Origin of the sequence: Flavihumibacter sp. CACIAM 22H1 (assembly GCF_001601815.1) — a bacterium.
Taxonomy (GTDB): domain Bacteria; phylum Bacteroidota; class Bacteroidia; order Chitinophagales; family Chitinophagaceae; genus Flavihumibacter.
In genome coordinates this window covers 1-14,835 of the sequence record NZ_LUKG01000067.1, presented here as the reverse complement: position 1 = coordinate 14,835, position 14,835 = coordinate 1, and the positions used below count along the sequence as shown (strand labels likewise).

Below are 14,835 nucleotides of genomic sequence, written 5' to 3'. Positions count from 1 at the left end.
TGTACCCCTCCCCAAAAATCCTACAGTTGAAAAGTAGACAGAAATGTTTAAATTCAACTACTGTAGAAACATGAAAAAGTCAAAATTCACAGAAACGCAGATCACTAGTGCTATCAAGGCACACGAAGGAGGAAAAGATGTTCAGCAAATTTGCCGGGAACTAAACATCAACCGCGCGACCTTTTACACCTGGAAAAAAAGGTATTCCGGCATGGATGCAGAACTGTTGCGGCAATTCAAAGAGATCCAGCGGGAAAATATGGAACTCAAACGGATGTACGCGGACCTGAGCCTGGATCATTCTCTTTTGAAAAAAGTCATTGAAAAAAAGCTTTAAGGCCCTGTCAAAAGCGAGCCATTGCCGAGGAACTGGTACTAGAGGAAAAAATAAGCGTTGTCAGGGCCTGCCGGATTGTTGAGTTGGATCGGTCGATGTTCTATTACACGTCTGTTAAGGATGACAGCGAAGTGGAAGCCAAACTCAACAGCTACCTGGAAATTAGAGTAATAAGCAATCGTGGCTGCGGTGAATATTTCAAACGAATGCGCAAAGAGGGATATTCCTGGAACCAAAAACGGGTGGAGCGCATTTATCGAAAAATGGGTTTATGCAAACGACGAAGGAAAAAGCGGCGCATTCCCAATCCGCCGAAACGACTTATGGTGCCTAATACTAGGAATGAGACCTGGAGCATGGACTTTGTGGAAGATCGACTGGAAAATGGTCGTAAAATCCGAACCCTCAATATATTGGATGACTTTAATCGGGAAGCACTGGCAATGGAAGTATCCTACTCTTTTCCGGCAGAACGTGTTATAGAAATACTGACCCAATGCTTTGAATGGCACGGTAAGCCTCGAAAAATACGCACTGACAATGGAACTGAATTTATTGCCCATAAAACCCAGGAGTTCTTTTTAAAAAATCAAATTGATCACATCCCTATCCAAAAAAGAAAACCAATGCAGAATGGATACGTAGAGCGATTTAACCGTAGTTACAGAGAAGGTGTACTGGATGCTTATATATTAACTACTATCCACCACGCAAGAGAAGAAACATATGTATGGATGGAAGATTACAATAACAATCACCCACATGAAAGCCTTGGCGATAAAGCACCCACAGAATTTACGTAAATCATTTTTAGTAATTCTAGGGAAACGAATTAAATTGTCTTATGATCTGTAGGAAAAAAGGGGTGGGTACAATAGTTATTATAGAAAAGACTTTCACATAGTAAGCCTAGAGGAATATGGAAGTAAATTGACTACGCCTTGCACTGGGCATAATTAGAAAATTAAAGTGTGATATAGTCAAAATGAGAAAGGGTAAATTCTCTTTATTTATTCAACGATTATCAGAAATTCTGGAATTGTTTATACCTTCTAAAATTTAAGAATAAACTTAACCCGACAGGAAGTGCTCGAACCTCAAATGAATTTGATAATCATTTATTTAAAAAACATTAGGTTTTATTTTGTCCCAAAAGGGTAGGTTAACGTAGTTGGTAGTCCCGACAGGAATCGAACCTGTATCTAGAGTTTAGGAAACTCCTATTCTATCCATTGAACTACGGGACCAGCGGAACAATTTTCTATTCCGGGGTGGCAAAAATAATGGTTTTGACCGTGCGAACAACGGATTAATTAGCTAGCTTACCAGCTGAAACTTTCTACATGATCCCGAACAATACCAGCCCCGCCGCCTGCCGCTATCTTATACTGATAGCCCTTAGCGGCCTGCTTTGCCTGAACGGACAAAGCCAAACCGCCCAGCCAGGCAAAACAACCCGGGGCGGAAAATCCCCCAAAACAACCGCAAAGCATTCATCCAAAACCAACCCCTCCATGCAAATCCGGATCAACCATATTGCTCTCTATGTCTCCAACCTCCACACCAGTACCGCCTTCTACCAGGAGGTAATTGGCCTCGATACCATACCCGAACCCTTTCACGACGGTCGCCATACCTGGTTCAGTATTAGCGAAAACGCCCACCTCCACCTCATTTCCGGCCGTGCCACCCCACCAGAACCCGAAAAAAATACCCATCTCTGCTTCTCTACCGGCAAAATGGACGAACTGCTGGAAAAACTAAAGGCCAAAGGCATTCATTACGAAGACTGGCAAGGAAAAGCCTTCACCGTTACCAAACGCGTGGACGGTATCCGTCAGATTTACCTGAAAGACCCCGACGGATACTGGATCGAAATAAATGATGATTTTTAATCATTTCAGAATAGCACGCAGACCCTGGCTTACCCGACCGGTGAGCGCAGTATTTCCTTAACTTTGCGGTCCATTTTATAACTATGAAGTTTTACAATTTTGTTATTCGCTATAGGCTGATGCTGGGTATTGCCCTGCTGGCAATCGCTGTCCTTACCAATGTATATGCTGGTTTCTGGCCCGCTTTTATCGCTTACCTCATCGGCGCCGTGCTGATTTTCGGGCATTTTTTCTTCGGCCCCATGCGCCTTATCCAGGAATACATGGAATCCGGTGATATGGAAGGCGCCGAAAAAATCCTGAACCAGGTAAAATACCCGAACCTCCTCTATAAACCCATCCGCTCGGTATTCTATACCCTAAAAGGCAATATCGCCATGATGAAACAGGATTATGACGGAGCCGAAAAAATGATGAAAAAAGGGCTCGACCTCGGTATGCCTATGAAAGAAGCAGAAGGCGCCTCCCTCCTGCAAATGGGTATGATGGCCTTACAAAGAAACGATATGAAAGGTGGTGAAAATTATATCCGCTCCGCCCTCCGTAAAGGCCTGCCCGATAAAGAAAATGAAGCCGCCGCCTACCTGCAGATGTGCTCCATCATGATGACCAAAAGAGAATTCAGGGCGGCCAAGGACTTTTTCCGCAAGGCAAAAGCGTTGAAGCCAACCACCCCCCAGATCGTAGACCAGATTAAACAAATTGAAAAATATATAGCCAGGATGCCGGGTTAAAAGAGTTCTTTTACCCCTGTAACCGCTCATCAAACCGGCCCGGCCGGTAGCCCTATTCCGAAAAATCTCAATTCGGAAACAGTTCCTGCACTTTTGTAAACCGGTACGCAAAGATTTCCTGTAACTGCCGGTTTACAAATAATGCATTCGCCAAATCGCCCAGCCACCATAAGGGAATTTTGTAATGCACAATATCCGTCATCTCCACCCCACCGGCAACTTCGCGGAAATGGTGCTGGTGATGCCACATACTATAAGGCCCATAACGTTGCTCATCCACAAAAAACTTGCCTTCCTCCACATGCGTAATTTCTGTCATCCAATAGAGCGGAATCCCCAACACCGGACGAACCGTGTATTCAATAATCTGACCGGCATACATTTTTTCACCATGATGTTTGGATATGATATGGAAGCCAAGTTTGGCTGGAGTAATGGTAGCAAGGTTCGCCGGACTGGAAAAAAAATCCCAGGCTTTTTCCAGGCTTACCGGTAATACCTGCACCGTTTTTAATGAATAAACTGCCATATAAATTAATTGCTGCTTTAACAACCCCATTACATGAAAATGGTTCGGGATGAACACAAATCGGTTAAGTTTGCAGCTTCAATGACACAAGATTTCAGCAACTTCAGCACTATAGCGCGAAAAAAAGCCGGCTATTCCCTGGCTTTGTTTCTGTTGCTCCTTATCCTTACCAGCCTTTTTGAAAGCTGCGCCAATATTATTCCACCCCTTGGTGGCCCCAAAGACACCCTTCCCCCCATACCTCTTTCCTATCAGCCAAAAGATTCCACCCTCAATTTCAAAGGGCAACGTATCGTTTTCAGTTTTAATGAATACGTAACCCTCGACCAGATCCAGGAAAACCTGCTGGTAAGTCCCACTCCCAAAATAAGGCCCACGGTAGAATCCAAACTGCGTACCGTAACCGTTAAACTTCGGGATACCCTCGAACCTAATACCACTTATACCCTAAACTTCGGGAAAGCTATCCGCGATGTAAATGAAAACAACCCGCTTACCAATTTTACCTATACTTTTTCCACCGGCTCATATATTGATTCGGTTGAACTTACAGGTAACGTAATACTGGCTGAAACCGGGAAACACGATTCCACCTTAATTGTACTGTTGCACCGCAACCTGGACGATTCCGCCGTGGCCAAAGAATACCCCCGTTATTACACCCGTGTAGACAGTTCAGGCAATTACCATTTTAAAAACCTTGCACCCGGTACCTATGCCCTTTACGCATTAAAAAATGAAGGCGTTCCGCAGTATGCCGACAGTACCCAATTGTTTGCCTTCCATCCCCAACATATTGTGCTGAATGAGCAGTTTCGTGACCCCATCCAGCTCTATGCATATGCAGAACCGGCTCAACCCAAACCAGCCAAAAAATCCGCCGCCTCCGGAAACCGGCGGAAAGAAAAAGAAGAAGAACAGGACCGCCGCCTGCGCTTTAGCCTGAACCTCGAAAACAATACACTGGATGTCCTGAAAAACCTGGTGCTAAGTTTCCCCGATTCCCTGAAAACCTTTGACACCACCAAATTACTGTTGACGGATGAGCAGTTTAAACCGCTCAGCTATCGCCTCGAAACCGATAGTACCGGTAAACTTTATACCCTTTTTTACAACTGGCCTATTGACCAGGGATTTAAACTCATAACCCAACAGGGGCTGGCAGAAGATACCCTGGGAAAATCAGTGCTTAGAACCGATACCCTTTCTTTCCGTACCATGAAGGAAAGTGATTACGGCAGTATCCGCTTCCGTTTTCCCAATGTAGATACCAGCCTGCACCCCGTATTACAGTTGGTGCAGAACGATAAAGTATTGTTCAGTTACGCCATACCCGGTAAAGAACTGCGTATTGCCCGGTTCCGCCCCGCAGAATTTGAACTCCGCATCCTCTTCGACGAAAATCAAAATGGAAAATGGGACTACGGTAAATTCTTTGGTGAAAAACGACAACCTGAAAAAGTGAAGGCAATCGGGAAAAAAATTACCATCAAAGGAAACTGGGACAATGAAATCGATATCAATCTTTAGGATGCGTTAAATTTGCCGGATGCAACTCCCTTCTGCCTTACTGGAACAAGCGGTGAACGAATTCAGCAAACTACCCGGCATCGGAAAAAAAACAGCCCTTCGACTGGTCTTGCATCTCCTGAAACAGGAGCCGGAAAAAGTAGCGGCTTTTGGCGAAGCTCTGATGCGCATGCGTACAGAAACCCATATCTGCCAGCGCTGTTATAATTTATCCGACAGCCTGCTTTGCTCTATCTGTTCTAATCCTATGCGCAAGCAGGAAATCATTTGTGTGGTAGAATCTATCAGGGATGTAATCGCCATAGAAAGTACACAGCAATACAGCGGCACTTATCACGTTTTAGGCGGCATAATCTCACCGTTGGATGGGGTGGGTCCCGACCAATTATACATCGAACCACTGCTTAAGCGCGTACAGGAAGGAAGCGTACAGGAATTGATTTTTGCCCTCAACCCAACTATCCAGGGCGATACCACTATTTATTATATCCAGAAAAAACTATCGCCCGCAACCGTTAAGGTAACTACCATTGCCCGCGGTATTGCCTTCGGGGGCGAACTCGAATATGCCGATGAAATGACCCTTGCCCGAAGCCTGCAACACCGCATGCCGGTTGAAAATTTAAAGGTCTGAGTAAGCGGTAATAGGCCGACGGGCGGGGAATGCATTCGTTATGCCCCTTTATCCTTATCTTTGCACGGCCAGGGGGATTTGTTTATTGTTCGACCTGGCAACGCCAACAGCGATTAACTGAACTAATAAACGTCGTTCGAAACTCACCTCTCCTGTTTCCCCCGCGTTTATAGTGCAGCTAGCCTGTTTGGTAATTATATCAAACCAGTTATCAATGACCATGAAAGATATACGGCAAGCATTGCAAGAAAGAATCCTGATCATCGACGGCGCCATGGGCACCATGATTCAGAGACACCGCCTTACCGAAGCCGATTACCGGGGAGAACGATTCAAAAACTGGCCATCCGACCTCAAAGGTAATAATGACCTGCTTTGCCTTACCCAGCCCGATATTATCGAAGGCATTCATCGTCAATACCTTGATGCAGGCGCCGATATCATTGAAACCAATACATTTAATTCACAGAAAGTGAGCTTGGCCGACTATAATATGGAGGCCCTCGCCTATGAAATAAACCTGGCCGCCGCACAGCTTGCCCGAAAAGCCGCCGACGCATTTACCCGGCAAACCCCTTCCAAACCCCGCTTTGTGGCAGGCGCTATTGGCCCACTTAATAAAACCCTCAGCCTGTCGCCCGATGTCAACAATCCTGGTTACCGCGGATTACTATGGGACGAGGCCGTGGCTGCTTACTACGAACAAATAAGCGGACTGGTAGACGGAGGAATTGACCTTCTACTCATCGAAACCATTTTTGATACCCTTAATGCAAAAGCCGCCATTTTTGCGGTAAAGAAATATTTTCAGGATAAACAGGTACCGGAATTGCCAATCATGATCAGTGGTACCATTACGGACGCTTCCGGGCGTACCCTTTCCGGGCAAACCCTCGAAGCCTTTTATATTTCCGTTATGCATGCCAAACCCCTTAGCATTGGTTTAAACTGCGCACTGGGTGCAGCTGATATGCGCAGCCATATTGCAGAACTGAGCGGCATTGCATCCTGTTACACTTCGGCCTATCCGAATGCAGGCCTGCCCAACGCTATGGGAGAATACGACGAACAACCGGAAGAAACCGCCCATTTCCTGGAAGACTGGGCCCGGGAAGGATTTGTGAATATTGTAGGCGGCTGTTGTGGCACCACCCCGGATCATATCCGGCATATTGCAGAACATGTAAAAAACTTTCAACCCCGCCCCTTACCAACCATCGCAAGCACTATTGAAGCATGAGCACGATTCAACCCTTTTTACGCCTGTCCGGTTTAGAACCCCTGGTAGTTCGCCCGGAAACCAATTTCCTGAATATTGGTGAACGTACCAATGTAACCGGGTCAAAAAAATTCGCTCGCCTCATCCGCGAAAATCAATACGAAGAAGCCCTGTCTGTTGCACGCCAACAAGTGGAAAACGGCGCACAGATTCTGGATGTTAATATGGACGACGCCCTGCTAGACGGTGTGCAGGCCATGACAAAATTCCTGAATCTGCTGCAAAGCGAACCAGATATTGCCCGAATCCCGATCATGATCGATTCGTCCAAGTTTGAAATCATCGAAGCCGGGCTGAAATGTGTACAGGGAAAATGTATTGTGAACTCCATTTCCATGAAAGAGGGAGAGGAAAAGTTCAAACGCGAAGCCAATACCTGTAAACTATTCGGCGCAGCAGTAGTAGTAATGGCTTTTGATGAGCAAGGCCAGGCCGATACCCTGCAAAGACGGGTAGATATCTGCACCAGGGCTTATAACATACTGGTGAATGAAGTTGGATTCGATCCGCAAGACATCATCTTTGATCCCAATATTTTTGCAGTGGCCACCGGGTTGGAAGAACATAATAATTATGCAGTTGATTTTATTGATGCCACACGTATCATTAAACAACGTATGCCGCTTGCCAAAATTAGCGGAGGAGTAAGTAACCTCTCCTTCTCCTTCCGCGGAAATGACCATGTCCGCGAAGCCATGCACAGCGTGTTTCTCTTCTATGCCATCAAAGCAGGTATGGATATGGGTATAGTGAATGCGGGGCAACTGGTGGTATACGATGAAATTGAACCTGAATTACGTCGTTTATGCGAAGACGTTATCCTAAATCGCAATAATGACAATAACGAAGCCACCGAAAAGCTGATCAGCTTTGCAGAATCCGTTAAGGCAAAAGGAAAAGTAACCGTTAAGGACGAAGCCTGGAGAAATGAACCGGTTGAAGCAAGACTGACCCATTCTCTTATTAATGGAATTACAGATTATATAGACATAGACACGGAAGAAGCCCGCCAAAAATACCCCCGTCCTTTAGATGTGATTGAAGGACCCTTGATGGATGGCATGAATGTAGTGGGTGATTTGTTTGGCGCCGGAAAAATGTTTCTGCCCCAGGTTGTAAAAAGTGCGCGTGTAATGAAAAAAAGCGTTGCATGGCTCACGCCTTTTATTGAAGAGGAAAAGAAAAATAACCCCAATGCCCAACAGGGCTCCGCTGCCAAAGTACTGCTTGCTACCGTTAAAGGAGATGTACACGATATCGGGAAAAATATCGTAGGAGTGGTGCTGGGATGCAATGGATATGATATTATTGATCTGGGTGTTATGGTACCGGCCGATAAGATACTGGAAACTGCCATCAAAGAAAAAGTAGATATTATCGGGCTGAGTGGTCTGATCACCCCATCGCTCGATGAAATGGTACATGTAGCCCATGAAATGAAACGCCGCAATATGCAGCAGCCACTCCTTATCGGGGGGGCCACTACCAGTCGCATGCATACGGCTGTAAAAATTGCACCGCAATACGATAACGGCGTAGTTCATGTGCTGGATGCATCACGCAGTGTAACCGTGGCCAGTTCATTACTGAGCAGTGAGCAGAAAACCAAATTCCTTGCCGATACCGTTTCGGAATATCATCAGCTGAGAGAGGATTTCGAAAAGAAAAAAACATTCAAAGCCTACCTTTCTTTTGAAGAGGCTACGGCAAATAAAGTTGCCATCGACTGGCCTTCCTATAAACCGGTAGCTCCCCGGTTTACAGGAACAAAACTATTAGAAGACGTTCCCTTAAACGAACTGGTACCTTTTATCGACTGGGGCCCGTTTTTTATTGCCTGGGAACTAGGCGGTCGATTTCCGCAGTTACTGGAAGATGAAGTGATTGGAAAAGAAGCTACCAGGCTTTACCAGGATGCACTGGCCCTGTTGCAAAAAATCGTAGAGGAAAAATGGCTGAAAGCAAGAGCCGTGGTAGGCTTCTGGCCTGCAAATTCAACCGGTAACAGTATTCTGCTGAAAACAACACCCGCTACTGTTCAATTGGAATGTTTACGGCAACAGGTCAAAAAAGCTGCTGGACAACCCAACTTTTCCCTGGCCGATTTTGTGGCCCCCCAGGAAAGCGGCATCACCGACTATATGGGTGCTTTCTCTGTTACCATCGAAGGAATTGAACCCCATCTTCAGAAATTCCAGGAACAACACGACGATTACAATAAAATTATGCTACAGGCATTGGCCGACCGGTTTGCAGAAGCCCTGGCCGAATGGCTGCATGCTAAAACAAGAACAGACTGGTGGGGCTATGCCAAAAACGAACAGTTGAGCAACGAGGAACTGATCCGTGAAAAATACGTGGGTATTCGCCCTGCACCCGGTTATCCTGCCTGCCCGGATCATACAGAAAAATACAAACTATTTCATTTGCTTGGTGGAGAGCAAACCACCGGAATTATGCTTACGGAATCGCTGGCCATGTACCCGGCAGCTTCCGTTTGTGGCTGGTATTTTGCGCATCCGCAAAGCCAGTATTTTGGCGTTGGAAAAATTAAGGAAGACCAGTTGCAGGCATATGCCCAGCGAAAAGCCTTATCATTGGAAGAAATAACCCGCTGGTTACGGCCTATATTAGAAGATTAAGTAAATCTGTTACAGGAAATGAACTGGATATTATTGATAATTGCCGGATTATTTGAAGTTGGTTTTGCAACCTGCCTGGGCAAAGCAAAACAGAGTACCGGGGTGGTATCTACCTATTGGATGATCGGGTTTTTCATTTGCCTTTCAATTAGCATGTTCCTGCTTTATAAAGCCACCCAAACATTGCCCATTGGAACAGCTTACGCAGTTTGGACAGGTATTGGCGCTGTAGGCACCGTATTGGTTGGCATTATCTATTTCAGGGAACCTGCAGAATTCTGGCGCCTCTTTTTCCTGACCACACTGATTGCTTCTATTATCGGGCTAAAATTTGTGTCCTCACAATAACCCGAGTTGATATAACTCAATTAAGCAGGTGGTTGCATTAAAACAAAAATGAATAAGCACCCCGTACCAAAGCGTGTCCATACGCTGGCGTAACCAGCCGAGGAAAAGTGCAAAAGGAAGCAGCCAGATAAAGGAAATCAGGCTCATATGAATGATAGCAAATAACAAGGCCGTTATAACCACCGCCTGACGTCCGTGCATTATTTTTAGCAAGCCGGCCTGAATAATGCCCCGATACGCAAGTTCTTCAGAAAAAGCCGGGATGAATGCAATCATCACAAACATGGTAAGCTTTGGGAATGGCAGATGACTGAAGGAGGAATAATAGTATAATTCGCGTTCAAATACTTTTTCATTAATCCATTTTACGCCATAATTCACCAGAATAGCCGCGCAAATAGCCAGTAATACTAGAACCAGCAAACGCCACCAGGCGAAATTATTCCAACGCAGCAATGGTTTTATATCGGCCCAAAGCAGGTAGGCGAAAAACAAGCCGCAGGAAAGTAAGAATCCGTCTACCAGTATAAGTCCGGTTATGGTTTCTCCTGCCGGTGGCCAGAAATTAAACAACAGGCAAACAAATAGGTTGATGCTGAAAAAAACCACAACCATCAGTCGATAGCGTTCATAAGCTCCCTCCCATTCTTCCGCAGGCATGGTGGGCTCACCGCATTGATGACAAATCACTTCGTCGGGATGAAGTGTTGTTCCACAGAAACTACATTGATCAGCAGACCCGAGTTCTTCCGTCATATTATTTTTTTTCAAACAACCACCACCATCTTTTCCTTGGTTTCTTTGCGTAGTTGGTATTTATATATTTATTGATATGCTCCATTGCTTCGTCCATATCATCTGTCAGTAATACCAGGTCCAGGTCATTTTCACCAATGGTTTTCTGCTCCTTCATAAATGCCAGGTAATCCATTAAAGGCTGGTAAAAGGCCTTCCCCATTAAAACTATGGGAAACTGCAGTATGGTTTTGGTTTGGACCAGGGTTAGTGTTTCAAAAAATTCATCCATTGTTCCAACCCCTCCCGGCATAATTATAAATGCATAGGAATACTTAACCAGTAATACTTTCCGAACAAAAAAATGGTCAAACGTAATAGCTTTATTGAGGTAAGGATTCGCCTGCTGCTCAAACGGTAAATGAATATTGCAACCAACTGAATAACCACCCACTTCAAATGCTCCGCGGTTAGCGGCTTCCATTACCCCGGGCCCGCCGCCTGTCATGGTCGTAAAACCCATGCCTGCGATCCGTTTTCCGCATTCACGGGCTAATGTATAATAAGGGTGATCCTCGTTAAAACGGGCCGATCCGAATACGGTAATACAGGGGCCAACAAAGTGCAGGGTACGGAAACCCTTCAGAAATTGCCAGAATACTTTCAGCGCAAATCGAAGCTCGTAACTGCGGGGTTTGGGTCCATCGAGGTAAAAAAGTTCTTTTGGAGGAATTATAGGTTGTTGAGGCGCCATTTTAATAAATTTGGACAATCGGAAACCAATTTAATAAATGAAACGGGTTATGCGAATAATATCTTACAATGTAAACGGAATAAGGGCCGCCATGAACAAAGGGTTGGTAGACTGGCTTAAAACAGATCCGGCAGACATTATCTGTTTACAGGAAACAAAAGCACACAAAGACAATGTAAATCATGCAGCCATAACAGCATTGGGCTATCATGATTTCTGGTATTCGGCAGAAAAAAAAGGATACAGCGGTGTTGCGATTTTTACCCGTATAAAACCAGACCGGGTTCAAATGGGCAACGGTTATATGCAAAGTGATGCAGAGGGCCGGGTTATCCGGGCCGATTTCGGCGATATAACCCTGATCAATGCATATTTTCCATCCGGCACTTCGGGCGACGAACGGCAGACCTATAAATACCAGTGGCTGGATGAATTTTTCGGTTATACAGAACTGTTAAGAAAAGAACGCCCGAAACTGATTGTATGCGGCGACTGGAATATTGCCCATAAAGAAATTGATATCCATGATCCGAAAGGCAATAAAAAATCATCCGGCTTTTTGCCGGAAGAGCGCGAATGGATGGATAAGTTCTATGCCGCCGGCTGGGTAGATAGTTTCAGGAAATTTCATCCCGAACCACACCGGTACAGCTGGTGGAGTCAGCGTTTTCCAAGCGTTCGGTTAAATAACAAAGGGTGGAGAATTGATTATATAAATGTTACCCAGGAACTGGAAAAACAATTGCTGGATGCTGAAATTTATCCGGATGTTAAACACAGCGATCACTGCCCGGTTTACCTTGAATTAAAGCACTGATACCATGTTTATTTATAATGTAACTATCCAGGTTACCTGGGCCATCCACGAAAGCTGGCTGCAATGGATGACGGATGTACATATGCCTGAACTGCTGCAAACCGGTTGTTTTACGAACAGCCGCTTACTTCGGCTGGTGGAAGTTGATGAAACAGATGGCCCCACCTATGCGGCTCAATATACTGCTGAATCCAAGGCTTTGTACAACCGGTATATTACCCAATTTGCCGAAGCCCTGCGTAAAAAAAGCTACGACAAGTGGGGAGATCAGTTTATTGCTTTCCGGTCAGTTATGCAACAGGTTTTTCCCGCGTAAAAGCACGCATGTGCATTTCCTGTGCAAAACAAATTCCCTGAAACCCTTTACTGGCTTGATTTTCAGCTACAATAGGCTGAAATGCAGGCGGATCAAGGGTTTCAGCCAGTTGAGCAGTTGGAAAAACCTGTTGTGATCTTCCGCCAAAATCGCTGTAATCCAGCCTAGATGCGGGTTCCAGCACAATAAAAGAGGTAGAAATAAACACCGAAAAAAAATCAATGGAAGTAAAAACCGTCTATATTTGTTCTGCTTAAAATTCTAAAATTTCCCACTATGAACAAAGCTGAATTAATCGCAAAACTCGCCGACGACGCAGAAATCACCAAAACACAGGCAAATGCTGCACTGGATTCTTTTATCGAAGCAGTTACCAAAACACTGAAAGGTGGTGGTAAAGTAACGCTGGTAGGTTTCGGCACGTTCTCTGTTAGCAAAAGAGCTGCCCGTAATGGCCGCAACCCTCAAACTGGTGCAGTTATCAAGATTAAGGCTAAAAAAGTTGCCCGCTTCAAGGCTGGTAAAGAACTGTCCTCCAAATTATAATCGGCGGCATCTCCGGAAGATGCAGCTGCTACCCGAAAGGGAATGGGTTTTACCTGTTCCCTTTCTGTTTTTTACTTACCTTTGCCGTCTAAATTTTTTATTATGGGTAGAGGTGATAAAAAAACCAAGAAAGGTAAAATCTTCAAAGGTTCATTTGGTAAGAGCCGTCCAGCTCGTCCGGCACAAGCTAAAAAGGCTGCTGCTGAGAAAAAAGCGTAAAGAACGGGCTGCCTATAGCCCTTCGAAAGAATACAATGTGAAAATAGCAGGTGTTGTTTTCACATTTTTCTTTTTAGGGGGCCAGCCGTTCAATTTTCCATCCTCCCTTGTCGTCCATTGTATATTGAATCCGGTCGTGTAACCTGCTGGGGCGACCCTGCCAGAATTCCACTATCAGGGGCCGTATTCTGTATCCTCCCCAATGCAGGGGGCGTGGAATTACCGAGCCCGCAAAGGATGCAGCCAGCTCTTTTTCTTTGTCTTCTAATTGCTGCCTGCTTTCGATCACCTGGCTTTGTGGCGATGCCCAGGCGCCGATACGGCTTGCTTCGGGCCTGCTCTGAAAATAAGCGTCACTTTCTTCCCTGGAAACTTTCTGAATTAAGCCCGTTATCCTAACCTGGCGCTCCAGTTCTTTCCAGAAAAAAACCAGGCAGGCGCGGGGGTTTTCTTCCAGTTGTTGTCCTTTAAAGCTGCTGTAATTCGTAAAAAATACAAAGCCCTGCTCATCAAACCCCTTTAGCAAAACAATACGTGCAGAAGGTACTCCATCTGCCGACGAAGTAGCCAGCGTCATTGCATTTACTTCGTCAATTTCGCTGTTTACGGCTTCCTGCCACCAGGTACCGAACTGGGCAATTGGATTGGCTGCCACATCGGTTTCAAGGAGGCTATGCTGCTTATAATCTTTGCGGATGGCGGCAATAGAATGTGACATAAAGAAATTTGGCAGCAAAGTTAACCACCTTACTGCCAAATTCCAGCTTGTTTTTGTTGTTTATCAGATAGCCGGATCGTCTTTATCCGCAGAACCCGAAAGCTGGGTTGCTTTGGCCAGCAATTGCTCTATTTCGGCAATACGGCGCATCTGGCTATGTAATTTATTGTGTTGTTCGGCTACTTGCTGTAAATCCTGGTTAAGTTCTTCCAGGTAACTTGCTTTTTTCTGCAATTGCTGCCGCTGGAAATTCGTTTCACGGTATTTATCTTCCACTTCTGCCAGGGTACGGGTAATCCTTTGATTTTCTTCCAGCAAATGCAGGTATTTCAGTTTGAATTCGTCCAGTTCCTTGGTAACCTTAAAATAGGAATCCTGTAATTCAGCATAACTGGCACCTTCTTTTTGCGAGTGGGAAACATGTGATTCCAGTTTATGCATTTTTTCAAGCAGGCCGTTATAATCGGCATATACTTTTTCAAGGCGCTGCTGCATTTCTTCTCCCAGCCGGCTCTGCTGACGAAGGCTACGTATTTCCTGCTCTTTCTCCACCAATGTTATGCGCATTTCACTGATCTGGCGGTTCAGGGATTCATTGCTTTGTGTCAGCTCCTGGTGTTTTAATTCCATGGCTTTCAGTTGGTCAATCTGCCCTAATAACTGCTGGATATGCTGGTTGTATTGCTGTACATGTTGCTGGGTTTCTCTCAACTGGCCCAGGTAATCGGGATGGGCATCTTCTTTTGGCGCGGCCGCTACAGATAAAGTAGCCTGGGTTTCCAGTAATTCCTCTCTTTCTGCA

16 protein-coding genes, 1 tRNA gene and 1 pseudogene are annotated in these 14,835 nt (G+C 45.3%); 12 read left to right on the top strand and 6 right to left on the bottom strand.

The window, feature by feature from the left end; all coding sequences use genetic code 11:
- The first annotated feature begins 70 nt into the window (after nucleotides 1-70).
- Nucleotides 71-337 carry a transposase gene (locus A1D16_RS16105; RefSeq protein ID WP_290711348.1) on the top strand — a complete coding sequence of 89 codons (267 nt, stop codon included), beginning with the start codon at nucleotides 71-73 and terminating at the stop codon, nucleotides 335-337.
- A gap of 20 nt (nucleotides 338-357) precedes the next feature.
- Nucleotides 358-1,140 carry an IS3 family transposase gene (locus A1D16_RS16100; RefSeq protein ID WP_366206925.1) on the top strand — a complete coding sequence of 261 codons (783 nt, stop codon included), beginning with the start codon at nucleotides 358-360 and terminating at the stop codon, nucleotides 1,138-1,140.
- Between the two features lie 369 nt (nucleotides 1,141-1,509).
- On the opposite strand, the gene A1D16_RS16095 is transcribed toward A1D16_RS16100, so the two are convergent.
- Nucleotides 1,510-1,584, bottom strand: a tRNA-Arg gene (locus A1D16_RS16095).
- Between the two features lie 96 nt (nucleotides 1,585-1,680).
- Between A1D16_RS16095 and A1D16_RS16090 the strand changes: the two genes are divergently transcribed.
- Together A1D16_RS16090 and A1D16_RS16085 are read left to right on the top strand one after the other, a co-directional pair.
- Complete coding sequence (locus A1D16_RS16090) at nucleotides 1,681-2,232, top strand: VOC family protein (protein WP_290711346.1); 552 nt, start codon at nucleotides 1,681-1,683, stop codon at nucleotides 2,230-2,232.
- A gap of 83 nt (nucleotides 2,233-2,315) precedes the next feature.
- Entirely contained in the window at nucleotides 2,316-2,966 is a 651-nt protein-coding gene (locus A1D16_RS16085; protein WP_290711344.1) for a hypothetical protein, read from the top strand.
- 67 nt (nucleotides 2,967-3,033) lie between these two features.
- On the opposite strand, the gene A1D16_RS16080 is transcribed toward A1D16_RS16085, so the two are convergent.
- On the bottom strand, nucleotides 3,034-3,495 hold the full coding sequence (locus A1D16_RS16080) for an SRPBCC family protein (RefSeq protein ID WP_290711342.1): 462 nt from the start codon (nucleotides 3,493-3,495) through the stop codon (nucleotides 3,034-3,036).
- A 33-nt stretch (nucleotides 3,496-3,528) separates the two neighbouring features.
- Between A1D16_RS16080 and A1D16_RS16075 the strand changes: the two genes are divergently transcribed.
- From A1D16_RS16075 to A1D16_RS16055, 4 genes and pseudogenes are all read left to right on the top strand, one after another.
- Nucleotides 3,529-5,025, top strand: a complete 1,497-nt coding sequence (locus tag A1D16_RS16075; RefSeq protein WP_290711340.1) for an Ig-like domain-containing domain — start codon at nucleotides 3,529-3,531, stop codon at nucleotides 5,023-5,025.
- A gap of 19 nt (nucleotides 5,026-5,044) precedes the next feature.
- Nucleotides 5,045-5,659, top strand: coding sequence for a recombination mediator RecR (gene recR, locus A1D16_RS16070; RefSeq protein ID WP_290711338.1), 615 nt, complete (start codon nucleotides 5,045-5,047; stop codon nucleotides 5,657-5,659).
- A 214-nt stretch (nucleotides 5,660-5,873) separates the two neighbouring features.
- Nucleotides 5,874-9,580: pseudogene (metH, locus tag A1D16_RS16060) on the top strand (methionine synthase).
- Nucleotides 9,581-9,598: 18 nt separating this feature from the next.
- Nucleotides 9,599-9,928, top strand: a complete 330-nt coding sequence (locus A1D16_RS16055; protein WP_290711332.1) for a multidrug efflux SMR transporter — start codon at nucleotides 9,599-9,601, stop codon at nucleotides 9,926-9,928.
- Here A1D16_RS16055 and A1D16_RS16050 read toward each other — a convergent pair.
- Both A1D16_RS16050 and A1D16_RS16045 read right to left on the bottom strand, forming a co-directional pair.
- Nucleotides 9,920-10,684: a type II CAAX endopeptidase family protein gene (locus tag A1D16_RS16050; RefSeq protein WP_290711330.1), complete on the bottom strand. Its 765-nt coding sequence runs from the start codon at nucleotides 10,682-10,684 to the stop codon at nucleotides 9,920-9,922. The two genes, A1D16_RS16055 and A1D16_RS16050, sit on opposite strands and share 9 nt — an antisense overlap.
- A gap of 1 nt (nucleotide 10,685) precedes the next feature.
- Nucleotides 10,686-11,417 (bottom strand): TIGR00730 family Rossman fold protein, encoded by a 732-nt coding sequence (locus A1D16_RS16045; protein WP_290711328.1) that lies wholly within the window; start codon nucleotides 11,415-11,417, stop codon nucleotides 10,686-10,688.
- 49 nt (nucleotides 11,418-11,466) lie between these two features.
- Here A1D16_RS16045 and A1D16_RS16040 point away from each other — a divergent pair, with 49 nt between their 5' ends.
- From A1D16_RS16040 to A1D16_RS16025, 4 genes are all read left to right on the top strand, one after another.
- Nucleotides 11,467-12,234: an exodeoxyribonuclease III gene (locus A1D16_RS16040; RefSeq protein WP_290711326.1), complete on the top strand. Its 768-nt coding sequence runs from the start codon at nucleotides 11,467-11,469 to the stop codon at nucleotides 12,232-12,234.
- A gap of 4 nt (nucleotides 12,235-12,238) precedes the next feature.
- Nucleotides 12,239-12,550 carry a DUF4286 family protein gene (locus tag A1D16_RS16035; protein ID WP_290711324.1) on the top strand — a complete coding sequence of 104 codons (312 nt, stop codon included), beginning with the start codon at nucleotides 12,239-12,241 and terminating at the stop codon, nucleotides 12,548-12,550.
- 258 nt (nucleotides 12,551-12,808) lie between these two features.
- On the top strand, nucleotides 12,809-13,096 hold the full coding sequence (locus A1D16_RS16030) for an HU family DNA-binding protein (RefSeq protein ID WP_290711378.1): 288 nt from the start codon (nucleotides 12,809-12,811) through the stop codon (nucleotides 13,094-13,096).
- Nucleotides 13,097-13,198: 102 nt separating this feature from the next.
- A complete protein-coding gene (locus A1D16_RS16025; protein WP_150847886.1) occupies nucleotides 13,199-13,315 on the top strand; it encodes a 30S ribosomal protein THX in 117 nt (38 codons plus the stop codon).
- Between the two features lie 73 nt (nucleotides 13,316-13,388).
- Here A1D16_RS16025 and pdxH read toward each other — a convergent pair whose 3' ends face one another.
- Both pdxH and A1D16_RS16015 read right to left on the bottom strand, forming a co-directional pair.
- Nucleotides 13,389-14,033 (bottom strand): pyridoxamine 5'-phosphate oxidase, encoded by a 645-nt coding sequence (pdxH, locus tag A1D16_RS16020; RefSeq protein ID WP_290711320.1) that lies wholly within the window; start codon nucleotides 14,031-14,033, stop codon nucleotides 13,389-13,391.
- A gap of 63 nt (nucleotides 14,034-14,096) precedes the next feature.
- A partial coding sequence (locus A1D16_RS16015) for a hypothetical protein (protein WP_290711318.1) occupies nucleotides 14,097-14,835 on the bottom strand: 739 nt, incomplete at its 5' end.